This window comes from Paenibacillus sp. PastF-3 (genome assembly GCF_029893135.1).
In the GTDB taxonomy this organism is placed as follows: domain Bacteria; phylum Bacillota; class Bacilli; order Paenibacillales; family Paenibacillaceae; genus Paenibacillus_AQ; species Paenibacillus_AQ nitricinens.
Genome location: NZ_JARXWM010000007.1, coordinates 150,024 through 171,727 on the forward strand (window position 1 = coordinate 150,024; position 21,704 = coordinate 171,727).

The 21,704-nt window shown below is 44.4% G+C and carries 18 protein-coding genes; 4 read left to right on the forward strand and 14 right to left on the reverse strand.

Translation table 11 applies throughout. The features are described from left to right. The first annotated feature begins 1 nt into the window (after window position 1). The 3 genes from M2444_RS15835 (at window position 2) to M2444_RS33565 (ending at window position 2,835) form a co-directional block, all read left to right on the forward strand. Window positions 2-1,216: an AGE family epimerase/isomerase gene (locus M2444_RS15835; protein ID WP_280787431.1), complete on the forward strand. Its 1,215-nt coding sequence runs from the start codon at window positions 2-4 to the stop codon at window positions 1,214-1,216. Further along, window positions 1,216-2,388 (forward strand): glycoside hydrolase family 130 protein, encoded by a 1,173-nt coding sequence (locus tag M2444_RS15840; protein ID WP_280787432.1) that lies wholly within the window; start codon window positions 1,216-1,218, stop codon window positions 2,386-2,388. The genes M2444_RS15835 and M2444_RS15840 overlap by 1 nt, the downstream gene beginning before the upstream one ends. A gap of 207 nt (window positions 2,389-2,595) precedes the next feature. After that, window positions 2,596-2,835 (forward strand): manganese catalase family protein, encoded by a 240-nt coding sequence (locus M2444_RS33565; RefSeq protein WP_373455820.1) that lies wholly within the window; start codon window positions 2,596-2,598, stop codon window positions 2,833-2,835. Here M2444_RS33565 and M2444_RS15850 read toward each other — a convergent pair. The 13 genes from M2444_RS15850 to alaS form a co-directional block, all read right to left on the reverse strand. Continuing rightward, window positions 2,722-3,282 (reverse strand): GNAT family N-acetyltransferase, encoded by a 561-nt coding sequence (locus tag M2444_RS15850; protein ID WP_094870573.1) that lies wholly within the window; start codon window positions 3,280-3,282, stop codon window positions 2,722-2,724. The two genes, M2444_RS33565 and M2444_RS15850, sit on opposite strands and share 114 nt — an antisense overlap. Window positions 3,283-3,347: 65 nt before the next feature. Beyond that, window positions 3,348-4,412: a LacI family DNA-binding transcriptional regulator gene (locus M2444_RS15855; RefSeq protein ID WP_094876584.1), complete on the reverse strand. Its 1,065-nt coding sequence runs from the start codon at window positions 4,410-4,412 to the stop codon at window positions 3,348-3,350. Window positions 4,413-4,457: 45 nt separating this feature from the next. Next, window positions 4,458-5,765: an ABC transporter substrate-binding protein gene (locus M2444_RS15860; RefSeq protein WP_094870571.1), complete on the reverse strand. Its 1,308-nt coding sequence runs from the start codon at window positions 5,763-5,765 to the stop codon at window positions 4,458-4,460. Window positions 5,766-5,787: 22 nt separating this feature from the next. After that, window positions 5,788-7,668, reverse strand: coding sequence for a cache domain-containing sensor histidine kinase (locus M2444_RS15865; protein WP_280787433.1), 1,881 nt, complete (start codon window positions 7,666-7,668; stop codon window positions 5,788-5,790). A 162-nt stretch (window positions 7,669-7,830) separates the two neighbouring features. Continuing rightward, entirely contained in the window at window positions 7,831-10,008 is a 2,178-nt protein-coding gene (locus M2444_RS15870; RefSeq protein ID WP_280787434.1) for a methyl-accepting chemotaxis protein, read from the reverse strand. Between the two features lie 318 nt (window positions 10,009-10,326). Continuing rightward, window positions 10,327-11,658: a peptidase U32 family protein gene (locus M2444_RS15875; RefSeq protein ID WP_094870568.1), complete on the reverse strand. Its 1,332-nt coding sequence runs from the start codon at window positions 11,656-11,658 to the stop codon at window positions 10,327-10,329. A gap of 97 nt (window positions 11,659-11,755) precedes the next feature. Then, a complete protein-coding gene (locus tag M2444_RS15880) occupies window positions 11,756-12,688 on the reverse strand; it encodes a peptidase U32 family protein (protein ID WP_280787435.1) in 933 nt (310 codons plus the stop codon). Between the two features lie 56 nt (window positions 12,689-12,744). After that, window positions 12,745-13,794, reverse strand: coding sequence for an endolytic transglycosylase MltG (mltG, locus tag M2444_RS15885; protein WP_280787436.1), 1,050 nt, complete (start codon window positions 13,792-13,794; stop codon window positions 12,745-12,747). A 176-nt stretch (window positions 13,795-13,970) separates the two neighbouring features. Continuing rightward, window positions 13,971-14,279: a DUF1292 domain-containing protein gene (locus tag M2444_RS15890; protein WP_280787437.1), complete on the reverse strand. Its 309-nt coding sequence runs from the start codon at window positions 14,277-14,279 to the stop codon at window positions 13,971-13,973. Next, complete coding sequence (locus M2444_RS15895; protein WP_038569507.1) at window positions 14,272-14,580, reverse strand: DUF1292 domain-containing protein; 309 nt, start codon at window positions 14,578-14,580, stop codon at window positions 14,272-14,274. Before M2444_RS15895 ends, M2444_RS15890 begins: the two co-directional genes overlap by 8 nt. A gap of 13 nt (window positions 14,581-14,593) precedes the next feature. Continuing rightward, complete coding sequence (gene ruvX / locus M2444_RS15900; protein ID WP_094870613.1) at window positions 14,594-15,010, reverse strand: Holliday junction resolvase RuvX; 417 nt, start codon at window positions 15,008-15,010, stop codon at window positions 14,594-14,596. Then, entirely contained in the window at window positions 15,010-15,285 is a 276-nt protein-coding gene (locus tag M2444_RS15905) for an IreB family regulatory phosphoprotein (RefSeq protein ID WP_042125473.1), read from the reverse strand. The genes ruvX and M2444_RS15905 overlap by 1 nt, the downstream gene beginning before the upstream one ends. A gap of 316 nt (window positions 15,286-15,601) precedes the next feature. After that, entirely contained in the window at window positions 15,602-18,235 is a 2,634-nt protein-coding gene (gene alaS / locus M2444_RS15910) for an alanine--tRNA ligase (RefSeq protein WP_280787438.1), read from the reverse strand. 862 nt (window positions 18,236-19,097) lie between these two features. On the opposite strand from alaS, the gene M2444_RS33570 reads away from it, so the two are divergent. Further along, a complete protein-coding gene (locus M2444_RS33570) occupies window positions 19,098-19,421 on the forward strand; it encodes a CPBP family glutamic-type intramembrane protease (RefSeq protein ID WP_481857502.1) in 324 nt (107 codons plus the stop codon). Window positions 19,422-19,620: 199 nt separating this feature from the next. On the opposite strand, the gene M2444_RS15915 is transcribed toward M2444_RS33570, so the two are convergent. Beyond that, window positions 19,621-21,006 (reverse strand): MATE family efflux transporter, encoded by a 1,386-nt coding sequence (locus tag M2444_RS15915; protein ID WP_094876576.1) that lies wholly within the window; start codon window positions 21,004-21,006, stop codon window positions 19,621-19,623. Between the last annotated feature and the right edge of the window lie 698 nt (window positions 21,007-21,704).

Genomic DNA, 21,704 nt, shown 5'->3' on the forward strand with positions numbered 1-21,704 from the left:
AATGATTAATTCACCAGAATTATGGTTGACCCAGCTTGAGGATGAGCTACAGGGTAATATTCTTAGTTTTTGGATGAAACAGACGAAGGACGAAATCAATGGCGGTTTTGTTGGTGAAATCGACAATCAGCTAAACATAACACCTGACGCGGAGAAAAGTCTTGTGCTTAATGCACGTATTCTTTGGTCCTTTGCGAGCGCTTACCGAATCTACGGCAAGACAGAATATCTGGTTATGGCAGAACGTGCTTATATCTATCTAATGGATCATTTCATCGATAAAGAATATGGCGGTTTATACTGGATGGTGGATGCTGAGGGCAGACCTTCACAGGAGAAAAAACAGATCTATGGCCAAGCTTTTGCTATCTACGCATTGGCTGAATTCTACCGCGCGACTGGGCGGCCTGAGGTATTAGATGAGGCCATTCAAATATTCCAGCTCGTTGAGAAATACGGCTATGATTCTATTTATAAAGGTTATGTTGAAGCTTTATCACGGGAATGGCAAATCACGGATAACCTCAGCCTTAGCAGCAAGGACTTGAATGAGAAAAAATCAATGAACACACATCTACACGTGTTAGAAGCGTATACCGGACTTTATCGAGTATGGAAGTCAGAGGAGCTGGAAAACACGCTGGCTGAGCTAATTGAAACGATGCTGGACCATATCATTGATAACGAAGGCAAGCATTTTCATCTTTTCTTTGATGAGGCCTGGAATGTTAAGTCAGATATTATCTCCTATGGACATGATATCGAAGGCAGCTGGCTGCTTGTGGAAGCCGCAGAAATACTTGGAGAAGAAAAGCTGCTACAGCGTGTTCGAATTGTCGCTACCTCCATGGCAGAAGCTGTTCTTGCAGAAGGTATAGATACCGATGGCGGGATATGGAATGAAGCTGATCCGAGCGGATTGCTAAGCAAAGATAAAGATTGGTGGCCGCAAGCGGAGGCGGTTGTCGGATTCTATAATGCTTATCAGCTGACCGGTAACAGCAAATTTAACGAGGCTGCCCAAGCCTCCTGGACTTTTATAGATAAATATATGGTGGATCACAAATTAGGCGAATGGTACTGGGGTGTGGACGAGAAGCATCTGCCTCTCCCTCACGCAACCAAGGTTAGTGCCTGGAAATGCCCTTATCATAACAGCAGAGCCTGCTTTGAAATGATCGGACGAATCAAACCAACTCTAAAGGAGACTGTATAATGTCATCATTATTTCAAGAACGCAAACAACAACTTACAGAACGTTATGAGGCACTGATCACCCGTAACAATGAAAAGCTCCCTTATGGAAACGGTATTTATGACCGTTATACTCATCCACTGCTTACCGCTGAGCACGCTCCTCTAATCTGGCGTTACGACTTCAACCCTGACACCAATCCATACTTCGCTGAAAGAATCGGTGTCAACGGCGTTTTCAACCCTGGTGCCATAGAACTTAATGGTAAGTTTTATCTTGTTGCCCGCGTGGAAGGTAATGACCGTAAATCTTTTTTTGCTGTAGCTGAAAGTGATAATGGTGTGGATGGCTTCCGCTTCTGGGATCGTCCAGTCGTGCTGCCCGAGACAGATGTTCCGGATATTAACGTTTACGACATGCGCCTTGTAAGCCATGAAGATGGCTGGATTTATGGCCTTTTTTGTACAGAACGTAAAGATCCAGATGCCCCACACGGTGACCTTTCTAGCGCAGTAGCCCAATGTGGTATTGTTCGCACAAAAGATCTGAAGACCTGGGAACGTCTGGCCGATCTCCAAACAGGGTCAGCTCAGCAGCGTAATGTTGTGCTCCATCCTGAATATGTTGATGGAAAATACGCCTTCTACACTCGCCCACAGGATGGCTTTATTGATGCAGGTTCCGGTGGCGGAATTGGCTGGGGGCTCTCGGATTCGATTGAGGATGCCGTGATTACGAGTGAAACCATCATGGATGAGCGCCATTACCATACCATCAAGGAAGTTAAGAATGGTCAAGGTCCAGCTCCAATCAAAACTGAAAAAGGCTGGTTGCATTTTGCTCATGGTGTGCGAAACACTGCTGCTGGGCTTAGATACGTGCTTTATGCCTTTTTAACTGATTTGGAGGAGCCAAACAAAGTTACCCATTCCCCAGGCGGTCATTTCATCGCACCAGACGGTGAGGAACGTGTCGGTGATGTATCCAACGTCGTATTCTGTAATGGTGTGATTGCACGCGATAACGGTGAGATTTATATCTACTACGCTTCCTCCGACACTCGCATCCATGTAGCGACAACTACCGTTGACCAAATGTTAGATTATGTACTGAACACACCAGAAGACCCGCTTCGCTCTTATGCTTGTGTACAGCAACGCATCGCCCTCATTGATCGTAATTTAGCTCTGTAAGTAAGAGTTCAGAGTCCATAGAAATCAACAGAACAGCGATTCTCCTGTTATCGGAGGATCGCTGTTCTGTTTTTTTGGATCATTGGCGGCTAGCTTATATCGTATATCCATCATCCCCGGAGCTTACGGACTCAGATGACGCTATTGCTTGGTAAGAAGCTCAAAATTGCTCAGTAATCCCCTAACTCGAAGGAGGCTGAGATATAAATGTTCAAACGTATGGATGAGATCATGATCGAAATTCCTGAAGTAAAGAAGCCAGATCCCAATGCTGCTGCCGCTGTACAAGAACTGCTAGGCGGAAAGTTCGGAGAAATGTCGACGAGCAAATTTTTAATTGTACAAAGCCCGATATTCATCTTCCAGTATAGACATCAGAATCATGTTATGAAATTCTCCGTCTACATAAAGAGCATCCCGCTCCACACCATCGCGCTTGAAACCTAGCTTCTCATAGACATGAATCGCTCTTGGATTAAAAGGATATACACCCAGATGGATACGATGCAGCTTCAAGGCTTCAAAGCCATATCGCAGCATTAGAGTCATAGCTTCAGTACCGTACCCCTTCCCTCTATGTTTATGACTACGAATCCCAATTCGAATGTTTGCGCTACGGTTGTCTGGATCCATTTCGTTCAGCACCACTTCTCCAATAAGCTCATCCGTTTCCTTGACGATAATCATAAGATCCACACGATCTTCAGCTGGAACACTAATCTTACGAATCCAGGCTGCAGTTTGCTCGCGTGAGATTTCTCCTTGCGACCCTGTTAGACGTCCCATCTCTTCATCAAGTAAAAATTTGTAATAGGCCTCCAGATCGGACTCTTCTACACCACGCAGATGAATATTCTCGCCCTCAATCTTTGGTATTGCAACTGCTTCTGACATAACTGAATTCCCCCTAACCATAACCATAATTTCATGGCGTTCAATTATTTTTAATCGGCTAATTTCTAATCTCGCGGTATATCCACAGAATCACGATGCACTATGTCTGCTGCGATCAGGATTTTCTCCAGCGGTGCAGAGGGGTGCCCAATCCGACTTAGCAGTTTCTCCACTGCCGCCCGGCCCATCGCTTCTTTAGGGACATGCACAGTAGTAAGCGGCGGAACGCCTCTTGAGGCATCCTCAATATTATCAAAGCCCGTAACCGAGATATCCCCAGGAATATTAATACCATCTGCCTTCAGGATATCACTGACCGTAAGTGCGGTTTTGTCATTGGCGCAGACCAAGGCGGTGGGGAGTGTCTTAGCTTTTTTCCGTTTCATCACCCAATTTTTAAAATCCTCTTGGAATACCTCTTCCTCCACCCCTTCCAAAAAGAGATTCGCATCATCTTCCAAAGGCAGTCTTATCCCACTCTCCTCCAGCGCACTCCGAAAGCCGATCCACCGATCCCGGAAACTGCGTGAAAATCCAATATTCCCGATAAAATGCATTTGTGTATGGCCTGTCCCCATCAAATGATTAGTAAGTCGAGCCATGGAATCCACATTGTTCGCGAATACAGTATCACTTGGAATTAATGGATCTTCATGGTCAATCAACACCATCGGCAGACCGATGCGATGCACCTCAAGTAGTAAAGAAGTGGAGATTTCGCCCACACCTACCAAACCAAGAATCCCGCTTGGGTTCAAGATATTCACGAAATTATCCGCACGATTCTCAGAGATGATCACCATTCCAAGTCCTTCTTGATCCAGCGCAAGGGCAATGCCGTCCACAATTTTCCCCCAATACAAAGAATCCTGAGTTTGCGAGCGGATATTCGGCATTAATACAAGCACAGATTGCTTATTCCGATCACTGGCCCCTACCGGAGGAGTACGCTTGACACCTTGGACAAAAGCATTCTTTTGCGTAAAATAGCCTAACTGCGAAGCCGCTTGAATCACTCGTTCTCTGGTCATCTCATTAACGCCAGCTTTACCAGAAAGTGACTTAGAGACAACAAATTTGGATACACCGAGATGATCAGCTATTTTTTGCATGGTGACTTTTTTAGCCATATTAAACCCTCCAGAGATTGTATTAAAATTAATGTTGAACTAAAGTTAAGGCTGAGAAGTTACCTGTGTACCTGCCCGCGCTTCCGTCCATTTTGCATTTAATTCGTCAAAAGACTTTTGTAAATCAGGCGCAGCAAGTAACTCCTGAATATAATCCCCGGACCAAAAGGATAGCTTAGCTCCATTCGCCAGATCGATGAACGCATCACTTTGTACCGTGCCATAAACCAGCTTTGGTTCATAAGATAAAAATTCACGGTACTGCGGCATAAAAGGGTTCAGACTACCATCAGCAGGAAGGAATCCCCAATCATCTGAATACGAAGTCTCTTTTACAAAAAAATTCAACCAAGCCATAGCAAGCTCTTTATTCTTACTGTATTTGCTAACACCCACGAACCAGTCTGGATTGATCGGCGCATAGTGAGTACTACTATTATCATAAGGAAAAGGGAAGAATCCGATATCATCTGGTGAAGCCCCCATATCAAGCACTTGACCAACCGCCCAATTTCCAAGTAAATACATGCCAGCTTGACCTTTAGCGAGTCTAGTCTTAGAGATCTCCCAATTGTTCGAGAAAAGTTCATGCTCTACATAACCTTTAGCAATTAAGGTTCGAGCAATGGAAATGGATTTCCCCCACTCATTATCAAGCTGCCATGGACTATCCTCATTTACCATATTATTTAGATACTCAGGGTTGCCTGTCATATAATTGACCAGACTATTTCCCCATTCACGCAGTGGCCAGACGGCTCCATAATTCATATACAGCGGGATAATTCCAGCCTCTTTTAATTTAGCGCAAGCTTCGTAGAATTGATCCAGTGTCTGTGGAACCGCGGTAATTCCTGCTTTTTCGAAGGATCTTTTATTATAGACAATCCCTACCGTGGTAGTTCCCGTAGATAGCCCATATCGCTTACCATCATAAGTAGCATAAGAAGTGAAGCGCTCACTAGCCGAAGTTTCTTCATCCAACGGTTCAAAAAAATAATCCAGTTCCTTTGATGGAAGATTCACAGGAAGCAAAAGTACATCTCCGGCGTCCTTGGTGGATAGTCTTACCAGAATGTCCGTTGCGTAATTGGATAAACCTTCAAATTCAACATTCGCTTCGGGGTACTTTTGCTTGAATTGATCCGCGTACCCTTGAAAGGTTCCGTTCTCAATCAGATCTATTCGATTGGTCATCATGACTATGGTGCCGGATAAGTCAGACTTCCCCTCATCTCCAACTGGAGGCACTGTTGATTCCGTCTGCTTGGTGTTGTTCTCACAGCCACTTATCGATAACAAAAAGAGAAGCAGCAGTATGGTACGCGTAGTCCAGTGTAATCTCATCCCCATCAACGGACAGCCTCCTCTTATTTCAGTCAGATAATCTAATCATTTCCGGTTCCAGCAACGGCAGCGACAAAATAACATCCGTCCCTTGTCCAAGCTCACTAAATACCTCAATTCCAAAAGCCGCTCCATAATGAAGACGCACTCGCTGCTGTATATTTTTCATACCAATCCCCCCATTGATACTTTTCTTAGGAGGACTTTCTTTCTGCAGCCCAGCGTTCAATCTCTCCAAAGTGATCTTATCCATTCCACAGCCATCGTCTTTAATATGAAAGAACAGCATTTGCTCAGTCATCTCACAACGGATACTTAAATTCATTTGTGGTTTATTATCATCCAAGCCATGATAAGCAGCATTCTCTATGATCGGCTGGAAGACCAGCTTGATAATAGAGTAATTATCTAGCTCCTTCGGCACGTCGATTTCGAGTACGAAACGATTAGGGTAACGACAGTTCAGCAGCTCAACATAATTCCGTACATATCCAAGCTCTTGCTTCATTGTCGTTTTGCCGCTCAAATCACTTGTACTATACCGTAGCAGTTTACCTAAAATTGAGATCATATCCGCAGCTTCAATATCATCATTGAGCTCAGCGGTCATTCGGATCGACTCCAGTGTATTATAGATAAAATGAGGATTAATCTGACTCTGCAGAGCATGAAGCTCCGCTTCCTTCTTCTGCTCTTCAATTCGGTAGATATCCTGAATTAACTGCCTGATCCGAGCCAGCATTCGATTAAACTGATGCCCGAGCAGACCAATCTCGTCACGCCGTCTAACCCTAAACATCACCTCTAGATCGCCGCCCTGAACCTTTTTCATTAGTTGAATCATCTGCGATAGTGATTTAGTGAGTGCAAAGGAAAGGATAATGGAGATAATTAACGCCAGTACAATGATACTTAGTGTAGCAACGAGCGTTGCATTACGGGTTACCTTCACATCCCGCATCAGAACATCCACAGGAATAGAGATAATGGCCTTCCAATTGGTCTTGCTAGAGCTTGAGTAAATATTCAGAAATTCTTTTCCGTTGACTGTATCATAGAAACTTCCGGATTTCCCATCGGCCCTTTTGAATAGCTCTGAATCAGATACATCCGTGGCAAGAAGCTTTTTGTCACTGTTGTACACGACCATCCCCATCTCATCAACAATCAGAGATTTGCCATGCGTTACTTTATCCAACTCCGTAACCCGATTCTCCAAATTGCTAATATTCGCTTCAACCGCGATAAGCCCAATCGGATTTAACAAACCATCCACGATTTTGCGAACAACGGTAAAAGCATATCGAGTGCTCTGCAAATTACTCGTAAATGATTGGGTACCAAACAAAAGTGCCTCTCCGCTGGAATTCTTCGTCTGCTGACTCCAATACTTATAGCTTTGATCGAGGTCGAGCCGTACACCACCATCTTTGGCAGAATAATACCCATTTCCATACGCGTCAAAAATATAAACCGTGTTCGCGCCTCGTTTAATATTGTTAATAAATGAAATGTTGCCTTCTATGCCCCGTTGGATGGACAACAGTAAATCAAAATCTCCGGGTAACAATGTAGCACTGCCTGATTCGCCACCCATGATCTCTTTCTGCTCATGGTATTGGTTTGAACGAATTAAATTTTGTTTAATATCGTTCACATAGGCTGGCATAGATGAAATACGCTTCATATCTTCGATATAATCATCTACTCCATCCATCATTTGATCGATTAACTTCTCAGAATAAGCAATGGTGTTGCCTTGTATAGATTCTGAATAACTCTTATAAGTAAACACACTAATGAAGGTAAGCGGAAGGGTAATAATTATTAAAAAGACGAGGAGCAGCTTGCGTTCCATACTCATGTCCCCGATAACGGACCACCAGCCAAAGATGCGTTTACCTTTCATACGGTCCTTCTCCTTAACCCTTTTTTACCTAACTTGTTATTATTATTTACCTAACAAAATTATTATACGGGGAAGTCCTTCTTTACACAATAACAAAACCGCTTCCTCATAACGAAGAAGCGGTTTTGTTATGTAAATCATAAAAAAATTAGTTAGATCCAGTTATTTTATCGTGAATAATGACAATTTATCCTTTAACTGTCCTGAAGCACTTTCCAGCTTACCTGACAATGAAACAAGTTGATCACTTACACTTTGCTGTTCATTACTGAGTGAAGCCACTTCTTCGGAAGTCGCTGATGATTGCTCAGCTACAGCACTTACGTTACCCATTGCTTCCGACAATACAACCTGTGAATGATTCAAGCTACTGATCGCTGTTGTCACCGATTCCAGACTAGTAATGAACTCATCCATCTGTCCTTTTACCGATACAAAGATATCGCTCGTGTTCTTCACTGAGCTTATTTGCTCTTTAAAGAGAGGAGCCACTTCAGATAATACAGCTTCCGTTTCGTTCATTTCCGTTATGATCTTGTCAGTGATTCCGGCTACTAGAGCAATAGACTGCTTCGATTGGTCGGCAAGCTGCCTTACCTCACCGGCTACCACCATAAAGCCCTTGCCAGCTTCGCCTGCACGTGCAGCTTCTATCGTCGCATTTAATGACAAAATATTCGTCTGCTGTGTGATACTCTTCATCACATCCAGCACCTTAATCACAGAGAATACTGTTTCTTTCAAATTGTTAACTCGTTCTACAAGCGCACCTGTCTTTTCCCCAGTACGGCTAGTCTGTTCCAGTAAATCCGTTAATTGCTTGGCACCTTGAGCGCTGGCTTCTCCAACCCCGCGTGCGGCCTCATCCATCTCACTGTTGGCATTAATCACGGTCTGCATTTGCGTAGCTATCACGTCTGTAAGCTCATTACCACGTTCAGCTTCAAGTGCCAGACTGCCTGCTCCTCCAGCGATTTCTTCCGTAGCAGCTGCTATCTCCTTCGCGGATATAGCCGTCTTACGCGAAGCTTCTCCAAGCTCGCCAGCGGTCTCTAGCACATCTCGAGCAGTTTCTCTAGTTTGCGATACAAGCTCAGTAATACGCTCCATCATCAAGTTAAAGGAGGCTGAAAGTTGTCCAATCTCATCCTTAGACACATATTCTGTACGTACACTCAAATCCCCGCTTGCACCTTGAACCATAAGATTCTTCAATCGTGCCAGAGGCTGAGCGATCATACGAACCATCCAAATCCCGATCAATATTGCAAGCAGTGCCGCACCAGCAGCCGTAATGAACGTCGTCAACAGAATCGGACGGGCTTCCTTCACTAACTCGTCTGTAGGCACTACGCCTGATAGCTTCCAATCCGCCCGTATCATCGGATTAAAGACTGCCAGAATTTCTTTTCCATTTGGATCTTTAGCTTCTAGGCTACTGTTATTTTTCTTACTCTCTTTAATAAAAGAAAACTCCGATGGCTTACCATCGTCTACCGAATTAGAAGAAGCTACAACTGTACCTTCAGGAGATACTAGTTGAATACGGGAGCCTTCTCCCAGCTTCACACTTGCAAAAGATTCCTCCAGCAGTGTGTTTTTCAACACAAGCATGATTATGTATCCTTTTTCCGATCCCAAATTTTTAAGGGATCTTACCATAGCAATCTCCTTATCTTCATTTCCTTGAATAGAAGTGGAGAACCAAATATTCTTCGCGCCGCCTTTGTCACCGTCCGAATAATATGAATTATACTCTTTGGTGTCGGCTACAATCTTCTTGTACCATTCTTGTTCACGTAATCCGTCAAGACTAATGCCAGCACTACCACTAGTAACGATATCCTGCTCAGGTGTCTCTGGAATCAAAGAGACACTGATAATATTAGAATCAGTTGTCGTCTGACTGGACAATTTCTTACTTATTGCACTTGTTGCTTCAAATTTCTCGTATGCTGTTTGTGCAGTAGACAAAGCCTTCAGATCTGTTTGCATTTGCGCATCAAAATAAAGCTGTAATGCCAAGTTCTCATACTGTTTCAAGGTAATATCCAGCTTCTCAGCAGTCTGGATAATAGTCTGACGATAGGCTTCGGATACATTATTCTTTATCGTTGTTTTCGCCTTCGAATAAGATATAAGTCCAAGTGACATAACTACAATTACAGTGGAACATAGGAATATTAGAAATAACTTCACTCCTACGGATTGGATAGGATTAACTCTCTTGATTTGGCTTCCCCAACCCAACATCATTTTCTTAGCCTCTAACTTTGATGTCTTTCCTGTGCCTACTTCATTGCCCTGTGCATTTACAGATTTTTTATTGTTCTTCTTCATCTCTCTAACCTTCTCTCTTTATGCTATTCACTAATACTATCTTGATCAGGATCCCCATCATGATCATCTACCCGCTAATATTAGAGGACATATGAAAGCGCTAACTATATTATATATCGGTTTATTAGGCCTTTTTTCTTAGCTTTACTATACTTTTTTTATAACTTTTAACCTATGTATGTTTCGACAAAAAAACTCCCTTCGTTCTACCCTCCTTCTTGGATTTATTTGTTAGTTACTAATATATATAACTTATTGTTAGCTTTGTCAAAAGAAAAACAGGGATGCCCTTTTTGCAAAGAACATCCCTGTATCTTATCAAGATTTTTTCTTACGCATCATATCAAAGTATGCTACGGGCTGATCTACCTTCATGCGAACACGCTGCAGAGGATGACGGGCTGCGTCAAGCGGGTTACCTGCTTCATCCCACAATTCCGCTACAGTCTGCTTAAAGAATGTATCATTGGGTCCGAAGAATTCAACTTCCTGACCAGGCTTGAAGTGATTACGTTGTTGAATTAGCGCCATTCCACTCTCAGCATCGTATTCCAGTACAAGTCCGGCAAAATCATAAGGAGCCGCTTTTTCTTCAGGCTCATAGATATGATCTTCATGATCCGGAGTATCGTAGAAGAATCCTGTGTTAAGCGGACGGTTCGCCGCTTTGTTCAGCTCATCCAACCACTCTTGCTTCAACTCGTATCCTTCAGGATCAGCCATGTAAGCATCAATAGCTTTACGATAAGCGTTAACGACAGTGGCTACATAGTGAATCGATTTCATCCGTCCCTCGATCTTGAAGCTATCGATACCTACTTCAATAAGTTCAGGGATACTTTCCAGCATGCACAAATCCTTAGATCCCATAGAGAAAGGATTATCTCCTTGCTGATGCAGTGGAATCTGAGTTACACCTGGAAGCATAGGTGCCGGAGATTGTGCTTCAGCTTGATCTTCTTCAGACACCCAAGTGTCCTCAGGCCGCGCATCCTCGAACAGATCATATTTCCAGCGGCAAGACTGGCAGCAGCCTCCCCGATTGGAGTCACGGTCTGTAAAGTGATTGGATAATACGCATCTTCCTGAGTATGAAGAGCACATCGCTCCATGGATGAAGCTTTCGATTTCAATATCAACATGCTTCTTAATCTCAGCGATTTCTTCCAGGCTTGTCTCACGTCCGAGTACGACACGTGGCAGACCCTCTTCTTTCCAGAAGGATACCGCTTGCCAGTTTAGTGTAGACTGCTGAGTACTCAAATGTACCTCTAATCCAGGTACTAAACGGCGTGCTGTATCTACAATGACCGGATCAGCAACGATAATAGCAGCAATACCAACTTCATATAAGTTACGCAGATATTCTTCAATCCCTGCGACATCTTCATTGTGAGCATAGATGTTCGTTGCAACAAATACCTTAGCGCCGTATTTCTTGGCGAATTCAACACCTTCACGCATTTCCTCAAAGCTGAAATTGTCTGCTCCTGAACGCAAGCCGTATTTCTGCCCTCCGATATAAACAGCATCCGCACCATAGTGTACTGCGAATTTTAATTTTTCCAAATTACCGGCCGGAGCTAGGAGCTCCGGTTTATCCAGACGGTATCGTTTGCCCTTGTATTGCGGCTTTGTCATGGTTCCCATTCCTGTTCTCCCCTCCATCGCCCCACAAAGTGATGTCTATGCATGATTACTGCACCTAGTCTTTGCGGGGATCTAAAAAACTCTCATTAAATTAAACTTAATATACTTGCTCTTTATAGAAAAATCCGAAGCTTAGCTCCCGTTCTGGATCCTGCAGCGTTCTGATAGCTTCCATCCAATCCTCTTGGAAAGAATAAGCTTCTGGATCAGCTGCATAAAGATCAATAGCTTTGCGATAAGTCTTAACAACCGCCACATTATACGCTGTTGATTTCAACAATCCTTCAATCTTAAAACTCTGCACGCCTGCAGCCATAAGAATATGAAGATCCTCCAAAATACAAATATCTTCCGAACTCATAATATGTGTACCGTTCTCGTCTTCATAGATCGGGAACTTTTGGTCATCTCGTTCTGCCTCGATCAAAAATAGACCACGTTCCTTACCAAGACTGCCGCCCTCGCTTGGACGTCCTTGATGTGACATATAGCTTTCTACAAGCTTACGCTTGGAATGGTATATATTGGTCATGCCGTGAACCTGAACCTGTGCCTCTACCTCTACAAGCGGAACCATTTCCGTCATTTCATCCATATTCAGCTCACGCGCAAGAACTACGCGAGTAGCACCTTTACGCCCCCAATAATTCGCGGTTGCGTAATTGGTAGAGGTCATTTCCGCATTCCAATGCAGATTCATACCCGGTGCTTCCTTCTTCACTGTGGTTAACACCGCAGGATCACCGAACTCAACACCGTCAACACCAAGTTCACCTATAGCTTTCACATAGGCAGGAAGCTCTTCCAGAAGAAGGTTGGACATGAGTCCACCTAGTCCAGCATATACTTTGCAGCCACGCGCATGTGCCATTTCTACAACAGCAGCTGTATCCTCCAAAGAGAAATGTCCGGCAAGACGCATGCCGAAACGGTCATCCCCGATGAGCAATGCATCTGCTCCGGCATCCAGCAAAGCAGCAGCTTCCTCTAAGGATGCTGCTGTCGCCAACAATTCCGGTTTGTTAATCATGTTGTACCTCCTACTTGTACAGTTATTTCAACCGCACCACTCTTCATTTTAATATTTTATTTCGATTCTTGCTTACTTTTTTCGATATTGGCTAAATGTTCCTTGTAGGTCTTAGCAAACAAATGGCCCTGTGTACCATCTTTCTTAGTCACATAGAAGTAATATTCAGATGCCTGAGGTTCAAGTGCTGCCTGAATGGAGGCCAGCCCCGGATTACTAATAGGTCCCGGAGGAAGCCCAATATTTCTATACGTATTATAAGGACTGTCAACTTCCAAATCTTTATATAACAGTCTTTCCTTCTGTTTGTCGAGCAAATATTGAACCGTAGCATCGATCTCAAGCTTCTGCTCTTTCTTTAAGCGGTTATAAATCACGCCAGCAACTAGTGGTCGTTCACTATCTACAACAACCTCACGTTCGACTAACGAGGCCACTGTCAACAGCCCATGAAGTGTCATTCCACGTGCTTCAAGCTTTTGCTTCCAGTTCGGGATCGTATCCAGTTTCTGCTGGAACTGATCCAATAATGCTTCTACAACTTCCTGCGGCGTACTATCCTTGGCCAGTTCATATGTTTCAGGGAACAAATATCCTTCAAGACGATGACGAAGGTTCTTATCCTGTGGGATACCTAGAGCATCAATTCCCTTCAAGCCTGCACCGGTATCCATGATTTCAAGAAAAATAGCAGCATCCTGATTCCAAGCCTCAGCAAGCTTCTTGGCAATCTGCTCAGCAGTATATCCTTCCGGAATCGTGAAAGTCACGGTCTCTTCTTTAACAACATCACCAGCATTTAACCTCTCGATGAGCTCGTCATAGGTGTCTCCTGGACTAGCAACATAAGTACCAGCTTTAAAGCTGGAGCCTTCTTTAGTCCATTTCAAATATCCCTTAAAAAAAAGACTGTTCCGAATAATGCCATTTTGTTCGAGCAGATCAGCAATTTCCGCGCTGCCCATGCCCTTTTCTATCGTAAATGTTACGGCAGGACCTGCAGGTTCTACCGGCTGCATCCCGTTCCAAATGTACCAAGCGCCTCCGCCTCCTGCTGCTACCAGCAAAAGAATAACGATAAGCACCGTACGGATTGCGGATTTCAAGTCAGGTTCCTCACTTTCCGACTATAAAGTATAAAAGTGTACTACTTAAAATTCAATACATATTTCATGATCATGATTGTTGTTTTAATTATATTGATCGTATTCCAAGCAAAAAGAGCGCGGAATTCTCCGCCCTCTTCCGTACTCATCATAAATGTAACGTACATGTTTAAAGTTTATTCTGCATCGTCCACTGGAAACGTCATCTCATCATATAGCTCAGAGATGTCTTCCCACTCTTCATCGTCCACGATGTTCTCTAGTTCCGGAAGTCCGTTAGGAGAGACAACGATACGCAGAATTTCATATTCCACATCTTTACCAGCGCCTTTCAGCACCGCATAGCCAATACCACCGACTTCAAATTCGGCGATAATATCGTAAATGGAAGACTTGCCCTGCTCATCTTCCAGTTCTACTGTTTCTCCATAGGCTTCCTTAAGCCGCGAGGTCCAAACCGCTTGATCAGCGGATACATCAGTCATTCTCTGATCCTCCGTCCAACTCGTCAACCAGTGTGTTGAAAGTCTCTTCGACAATCGCCCACTCCTCGTCATTATCGATCATAAACAATTGAAGATCATCGCCTTCTTCCACATAACGGAACGCATAAACCTCATCGGTTTCCTCGTCCTCGGAATCAAGCGGAACCACCATCATGTACTTAGCGTCCGAGCCATCAACCTCAAACTTCATAATGACCTCGAATTCCTCTTCATTACCTTCCTCATCAGGAATATAGATAATTTCCGGTTCTTCCTCTTGGCCAATCTGTTCGTTTGTCATATCCTCGCACCCCTCACCTTTTACTGTTAGCATCCAAAAAATTTTGCAAAATCAGGGCTGCAGCCATTTTGTCCACAATCCCTTTGCGTTTCTTCCGGCTGACGTCCCCTTCAATCAGCACCCGCTCTGCGGATACCGTCGTCAGACGCTCATCCCAAAGGTGTACGGGCATTGCAAATTGCTCCCGTAGCTTGTCAGCGAACTCTATGCAGATTTCGCCCCGGGGTCCTACTGAGCCGTTCATATTCTTCGGTAGACCAACGACAATCTCTCCAATTTCGTGCTCCGTAATAAGTTCACGAATACGTTCGAACTCATTACCAGTACCGCGGCGCTCAATCGTTTCAAGAGCTTGTGCCGTCCATCCAAAAACATCGCTTGTGGCTACACCGATTCTACGGTCGCCGTAATCCAGTCCTAACTTCTTCATCATCTGGGATTATCCACCTTGTGATTGACGAGGTAGAATCTAACCAGCTCTTCAATCAGCTCATCACGTTCTTTTCTCCGGACCAAACTTCTCGCATTGTTATGACGCGGAATGTAAGCTGGGTCTCCGGAAAGTAGATACCCTACGATCTGATTGATCGGATGATACTCTTTCTCCACCAGTGCATCGTATACAGCGAGCAATATTTCCTGGGGAGAAGCTTCCTTTTCGTCGCCCTTCACATTGAATTTGACCGTTTTGTCCATGGAGTCCATTTGTGACACCTTCCTTCTGCAAAATCACCCTAAAAGGGCGGCTTCGCAAAGTTGCTACTGTGCAGCTCACTTGCTTCCTTTATCATAACATATTCATAGCCCAACGAGGAAATCCTGCGCGTGGAATCACGATTTTTTTGGCATTTCCTCTACAAAAATAATGATATTTTTGGCTTTTAAGCTATTGTCAAGCACAACTATTCATGAAAATCTAACCACCTGTTAATAAAGAGTAGCGGTACTGATGTCAAACTCTCAGTACCGCTATGTTTTTTCGTAATACGTTTAAATTAAGAAATAGTTTCGTAATTTTTATTTATGCTAGGGAAGCCACTAATTCTTCTGCTTTAGCCAGTGCCACGCCAAGCTTGGAGGCATCTTTACCACCAGCTTGTGCCATATCTGGACGTCCTCCACCGCCGCCACCGCATACTGCTGCGACTTCTTTAACAATCTTACCAGCGTGGAAGCCCTTCTTCACCAGATCCTGTGGTACAGCAACAACAAAGTTCACCTTGTCGTCCATGGCTGCACCCAGAACAAGCACAGCATCCGGGAGCTTGGATTTCAATTCATCTGCAGTAGAACGCAGAGCGTCCATATTTCCTGCTTGAACAGCAACAGCAAGAAGCTGTGTACCTGCACCAACCGTCTTCACACTGCTTGTTAGTTCAGCGGCAAAGGTTGCGCTAAGCTTAGATTGCAAGGATTCATTCTCACGCGAAAGCTCACGCACTTGGTTATGCAATGCTTCAATCCGTTTTGGAACGTCGTTCAGAGAAGACTTCAGCAGACCCGCAGATTGCTTGAGCAGATCCAGTTGGCTCTCAGTAAACTGGTAAGCGAAACGTCCAGTTACTGCCTCGATACGGCGCACTCCGGAACCAATGCCACTTTCGCTAAGCAGCTTGAAAATTCCAATTTGAGATGTGTTGGATACATGGCATCCACCACAAAGCTCAAGGCTGTAATCGCCGACTTGAACGACACGGACGATATTGCCATATTTTTCACCAAATAGTGCCATGGCTCCCATAGCCTTAGCTTCATCAATTGGCTTGTTCTCAATGACTACATCAAGACCACGCCAGATTTGTGCATTCACGCGATGCTCGATGTCGCTTAGTTCCTCCGGTGTAATCGCTCCGAAATGGGAGAAGTCAAACCGTAAACGTGCACCTTCCACTAAAGATCCTGCTTGGTTGACATGACCGCCCAGAACCTCTTTGAGCGCTTTATGCAGTAGGTGAGTAGCTGTATGGTTCTTCACGATATCTTCACGCTGTGCACGATCCACTTCAGCGCGAACCGATTCGCCTACTTTCAATTCTCCAGCTTCCACAGTTACCAAATGTACATGTTGACCATGTGGAGCCTTGAACAATCCTTTTACCTTAGCTGTAACTGAACCGCCAGTAAGCAGTCCTGTGTCACTCACTTGTCCACCACTTTCAGCATAGAACGGTGTTGCCTCAAGAATTACTTGGCACTCTACGCCTTCACCAGCGGTATCGACCAATTCATCACCCACAACAATAGCCATGATTTTCGACTCTGTTACCGAGTCATTATATCCAACAAATTCACTTTTAACCGTCAGGTCCGCTAATGCGCCACCTTGGATCTTCATGCTGCCACCGTCATGACGTGCAGCTCTTGCACGATCACGCTGTTCTTGCATAGCGACATCGAAGCCTTCACGGTCTACAGTTAATCCTTGCTCTGCTGCGAAATCTTCCGTCAGGTCAAATGGGAATCCGTAAGTGTCATATAGCTTAAATGCATCGGATCCAGGAATTGTGCTGAGTCCATCTGCTTTTGCTTTAGCACTGATCTCACCCAAGATAGCCAATCCATCAGACAATGTCTCATGGAAACGTTCTTCTTCTGTACGGATAATCTTGGCGATATATTCCCGATTCTCGACAACGGATGGATAATACACACCCATAATCTCACCAACTGTTTCTGTCAGTTCATGCAGGAACGGACGATCCAGACCCAGGGTCTTTCCGTAGCGAACAGCACGGCGCAGCAAACGGCGGATAATATAACCACGACCTTCATTAGAAGGAAGTACTCCATCCCCTACGGCAAAAGTAACGGTACGCACATGATCTGCGATAACTTTAAGCGCGATATCCTGTTCAACATTATCCTTGTAAGTTACACCAGCAAGCTCAGCTGTTTTTTGAATAATCGGTTGGAACAAATCGGTATCGAAGTTGGAATCTACATCTTGAAGAATGGATGCAAAACGCTCCAGTCCAGCACCAGTATCAATGTTCTTGTTCGGAAGCGGCGTATAGCTGCCATCCTTATTATGGTTGAATTGTGAGAACACAAGGTTCCATACTTCGAGCCAACGTTCGTTTTCTCCACCTGGATACATTTCTGGATCACTCATGTCGCTGCCGTAAGCTTCGCCGCGGTCATAAAAGATTTCCGAGCAAGGACCACAAGGACCTTCGCCGATATCCCAGAAGTTCTCATCTCCCAGCTTAATGATGCGTTCTGCTGGCAAGCCTACTTTTTCATTCCACAGCTTGAAAGCTTCCTCATCCTCAGCATACACAGTTACGGAGATACGTTCTGGATCGAAGCCGATCCACTCCTTGCCGGTCAAGAATTCCCAAGCCCATGTGATCGCCTCTTCTTTAAAATAATCGCCGATAGAGAAGTTACCTAACATTTCGAAGAACGTATGGTGACGGCGTGTCTTCCCTACATTCTCGATATCATTGGTACGAATACATTTCTGCGAGTTCGTCAGGCGCGGATTCTCAGGAATCTCACGGCCATCGAAGTATGCTTTCAGCGGCGCCATACCTGCGTTGATCCACAACAGCGAAGGATCGTTATGCGGTACGAGAGATGCACTAGGTTCAATTTTGTGACCTTTACTTTCAAAAAACTTAAGCCATTTGGAACGAATTTCACTTGCTTTCATTGTTTACAGCTCCCGTCTCATCTTTTTAATTCGGCGCATGCGCCAGATTTTACAAATTTTCTAAAAAAATAAAAACAAAAAAACGCCCCTGAATAATTCAGGGACGATTAATATCGCGGTACCACCCTGGTTATCGCCTTGACCCAATTTACGGGAAAGTTAAAGGGCGATCGCCTTGTCGCGGCTGATAACGGGTGCCCCCGGTGAGCTTGTGATCTCACACTCCGAAATTAGCTTTCCACCGGCCTGTCTTCAAGGTTCTCCCAGCCATTACGAAACGCTTTCGTAAAGGAACCTGTTCTCTGATCAAGCCATCCTCCGGTGTACTTCATTTTCATCAACGTTTTATCCGATTTGCATTTTAACATTTCAAGTATAGCCAGTGCCCCTTCATCTGTCAATCTGGGGAGGAGTTAAGGATACGTGAGAATATATGATTTTTGTAATGGTGAACTCAAGCACTTAAAGAACATAGTAAATCTCAGATATTACTTAGGAAATTATGTATTATAAATAGTGCTCTATAATACTCAATTCTCGGGTAAAACCTATGGAGGATTACAAATCATGCTGCGCAATAAAGTAACTGAGGAGCTATCGATGGATAAAGTTAAGCCTACATCAATACGCTTTATGGTCAGTCTCATTTTTATTAGCAGCACTTTTCGGTAGTTTATTATTTTGGCTCGCTATAAACATTGTTGATTTAGGTATGACATTACTGACTCACTCAAGTTTAACATTCAATAATGATATCTTTACGAATTCAAACGTCGTTTTTGGTGAATTCCTGGGACAGATTTTCGGAAATGCTATCTCTTATAAAAAAGGCGATAACAATACTTCACGAATTGGATAAGCAATGCTTATCTCACAATCTATCTATGTCGCTATACATATCCCAAATCGGATCTATTCAGGATTAGTCAGAAAGGATTTTGTTTATGATTTTATCGCACTATTAATTCTAGGGGTCATATTCTCATTACTCTATGTCATAACCAAGAATCTATTTTTCGTGATAGGCGTCCATGCCTTAATGAATGTTCAGATTATGTTTTGGGATAGTAGTTTCACTTATACAGCAACTTTAATCTGTGTGTTGTTACTGACTTGTCTTTTAATTTGTTACAAAAGAAAGGAATTCCGAGCGCAGAAATCAGAGGGGCAGTGCCAAGCTGAATAGATGGAGTCGGAGAATTTTCTAGAGTGGTGACTGACCCAGTCCTAATCATAATCAGCTAATGCAAGCAGTCGATAACCAAAACGTAGGACAGCGATTCTCAAGTAAATATGAGAATCGCTGCCCTGTGCTGTATTTTCACGTTTTTAATAGCTACGTTTCTGGCAACAGGCGTTGGCAGTACGTATCCTTATCAACAATTCTAAATCAGCTTATGCGCAAACCACTTTTTGCCCTTGAAGCGCCACAGAAAAATGCCCCCCCGAACGGCCCACTCGCAGTTCATTGCCAGCCAGACACCCATGACGCCGTAGCCCAGCTGGATCCCAAGGATGTACCCAAAAATCACCCGAAACAGCCACATTGTCAGCATCGAGGTAATTGAGGTGAAGCGGGAATCTCCAGCTGCCCGAAGCGCGGACGGCAAAATAAAGCTGACGGCCCACAGCGGAACTTGGGCAATGGAATTCACCAGCAGCACCACAAACAGATCATCAATGATCTCGGAAGGTGGGGAAAAGATCGATACCAGCGGGTGGAATAGCGGCATCAGAATCAAGGCGATCAACGCCAAAGAGCCGGACCCGATCCAGAGAAAGGACTTGATGAACTTTCTGGCTTCAGAGACATTCCCTCGCCCGATACATTGGCCGACCACCGTTACAATAGTTAGCGACAGCGCGCTGGCTGGAATTTGAAACACCAGAGCCAGCGAGCCGGCAATCGCATTGGTCGCAATGGCATAAGTGCCTAGGCTGACAATAAACACCTGGGTGAGCAGTTTACCCCCGTTGAAGAACATCTGCTCCGCCGCGAACGGCACGCCGATAAACATGATTCTCCGCAGCATGGTCAGAGGGATTCTGAATAGGTCACGAAAACGCACCCGCAGGGCCGTATCCACTTTGAACAGATACACCAAGGCACAAACCATACCTGCATACCGCGCGATATTAATCGCAAGCGTCATCCCCAGCACACCCATGTGCAACAGGTTAATGAAGACCACGTTCAGGATAACATACAGCAGGTTCATGATGAGCGACAGCATCAAAGAAGCCCGAGTCTTGCCCACTCCTCGCAGAGCCCCGCATACCGCCTGAACCACCGCGATGCCCAGATATGAGATGCTGCTGCCGATCAGGTAGATGCGGGCATTGTCCAGCACTTCGGGTGAGGCGGTTCCGAATAAAAGGTTCAATATAGGAGTATGTAAGCCCATCAGCAGCAGACCAATTCCCAAAGCGATCAGCGACACCGAGGCGACCGAAGCCGCCGTAGCCTGGGACACCATCCGGTCATTTCCGCTCCCTTTATACTGCGCGACTACCACTGTCCCCCCGGTTGCAACCGCCACGAACACATTGATCAGAAAAATATTCAGCGAATCCACCATATTCACTGCACTGACCGCCGCCATCCCGGACGAGCTGATCATTGCGGTATTTACCAGATTAAGTCCAATAATGAAGGCCTGGTCAATCAGAATTGGAATAAATAAAGCTATAATTTGCCGATAATCCATCCCCTCCCCAGAAAGATATTTCTCCAGCAATCTTTTCTTCTGAAGACTCGCGCGAAGCTGCATAACATATCACATTCTTTTCTGTAAAATGGAAAAAACTCTTCATCCGAAGAGCTTTTCAACAAATTATACCCATTATACCGTGGGCACTTTACATTCAGTTTACTATAGATACACTTTTAAGTCTTTAAGCGGGAGTCAAAAAACAGCAACTGTCCTTCACATATTTGGAGAACATAAACTTCATCAGAATTATATAGCTTCAGACCATAGAATCATTCGTTCAGACTCTCTCCTTCAAGGTTGGAACTTCGATTGAGAAGGCTTCGAACGATGTCGCACCTATTGTCTGATATTTCATCTAAATTATATCTTAATATCACTTAAAGCCCCTGCAATAATACAGCATTTTGTTCAGATATCCTCTTCACTACATCTAAAAACTGCAAATGCGAATGTGTAGGAATATTCTTACTTGTGACTCGAAAGCTTCTTATAAGCAAGAACTTCGTAGTAAGGTTCCGAGAGACGGACCGTATTGCACTTATTCCCTAATAACAAGCCCATTCCCGGGTGACTTGGGGCGGATAACGGCGATGGCTCGTTTACGTTACCATTAGCACATTGTATTTGGTTTTTCGCATACATTCGGCTCGTTTCGTTACCGTCGGCACATTGTATTCGGTTTTTCGCATACATTTGGCTCGTTTACGTTACCGTCGGCACATTGTATTCGGTTTTTCACATACATTCGGCTCGTT

Excerpts from the sequence above, each read along its gene's own strand:
- M2444_RS15865 (WP_280787433.1), bottom strand. The coding sequence starts at position 7,668 with ATGAAAGGTAAACGCATCTTTGGCTGGTGGTCCGTTATCGGGGACATG.
- alaS (WP_280787438.1), bottom strand. The coding sequence starts at position 18,235 with ATGAAAGCAAGTGAAATTCGTTCCAAATGGCTTAAGTTTTTTGAAAGT.
- M2444_RS15905 (WP_042125473.1), bottom strand. The coding sequence starts at position 15,285 with ATGGACTCCATGGACAAAACGGTCAAATTCAATGTGAAGGGCGACGAA.
- M2444_RS15860 (WP_094870571.1), bottom strand. The coding sequence starts at position 5,765 with ATGGGGATGAGATTACACTGGACTACGCGTACCATACTGCTGCTTCTC.
- M2444_RS15840 (WP_280787432.1), top strand. The coding sequence starts at position 1,216 with ATGTCATCATTATTTCAAGAACGCAAACAACAACTTACAGAACGTTAT.
- M2444_RS15875 (WP_094870568.1), bottom strand. The coding sequence starts at position 11,658 with ATGGGAACCATGACAAAGCCGCAATACAAGGGCAAACGATACCGTCTG.
- M2444_RS15870 (WP_280787434.1), bottom strand. The coding sequence starts at position 10,008 with ATGAAGAAGAACAATAAAAAATCTGTAAATGCACAGGGCAATGAAGTA.
- M2444_RS15850 (WP_094870573.1), bottom strand. The coding sequence starts at position 3,282 with ATGTCAGAAGCAGTTGCAATACCAAAGATTGAGGGCGAGAATATTCAT.
- M2444_RS15880 (WP_280787435.1), bottom strand. The coding sequence starts at position 12,688 with ATGATTAACAAACCGGAATTGTTGGCGACAGCAGCATCCTTAGAGGAA.
- M2444_RS33565 (WP_373455820.1), top strand. The coding sequence starts at position 2,596 with ATGTTCAAACGTATGGATGAGATCATGATCGAAATTCCTGAAGTAAAG.
- ruvX (WP_094870613.1), bottom strand. The coding sequence starts at position 15,010 with ATGAAGAAGTTAGGACTGGATTACGGCGACCGTAGAATCGGTGTAGCC.
- M2444_RS15890 (WP_280787437.1), bottom strand. The coding sequence starts at position 14,279 with ATGACTGATGTATCCGCTGATCAAGCGGTTTGGACCTCGCGGCTTAAG.
- M2444_RS15895 (WP_038569507.1), bottom strand. The coding sequence starts at position 14,580 with ATGACAAACGAACAGATTGGCCAAGAGGAAGAACCGGAAATTATCTAT.
- M2444_RS15835 (WP_280787431.1), top strand. The coding sequence starts at position 2 with ATGATTAATTCACCAGAATTATGGTTGACCCAGCTTGAGGATGAGCTA.
- M2444_RS15915 (WP_094876576.1), bottom strand. The coding sequence starts at position 21,006 with ATGCAGCTTCGCGCGAGTCTTCAGAAGAAAAGATTGCTGGAGAAATAT.
- M2444_RS15855 (WP_094876584.1), bottom strand. The coding sequence starts at position 4,412 with ATGGCTAAAAAAGTCACCATGCAAAAAATAGCTGATCATCTCGGTGTA.
- M2444_RS33570 (WP_481857502.1), top strand. The coding sequence starts at position 19,098 with ATGCTTATCTCACAATCTATCTATGTCGCTATACATATCCCAAATCGG.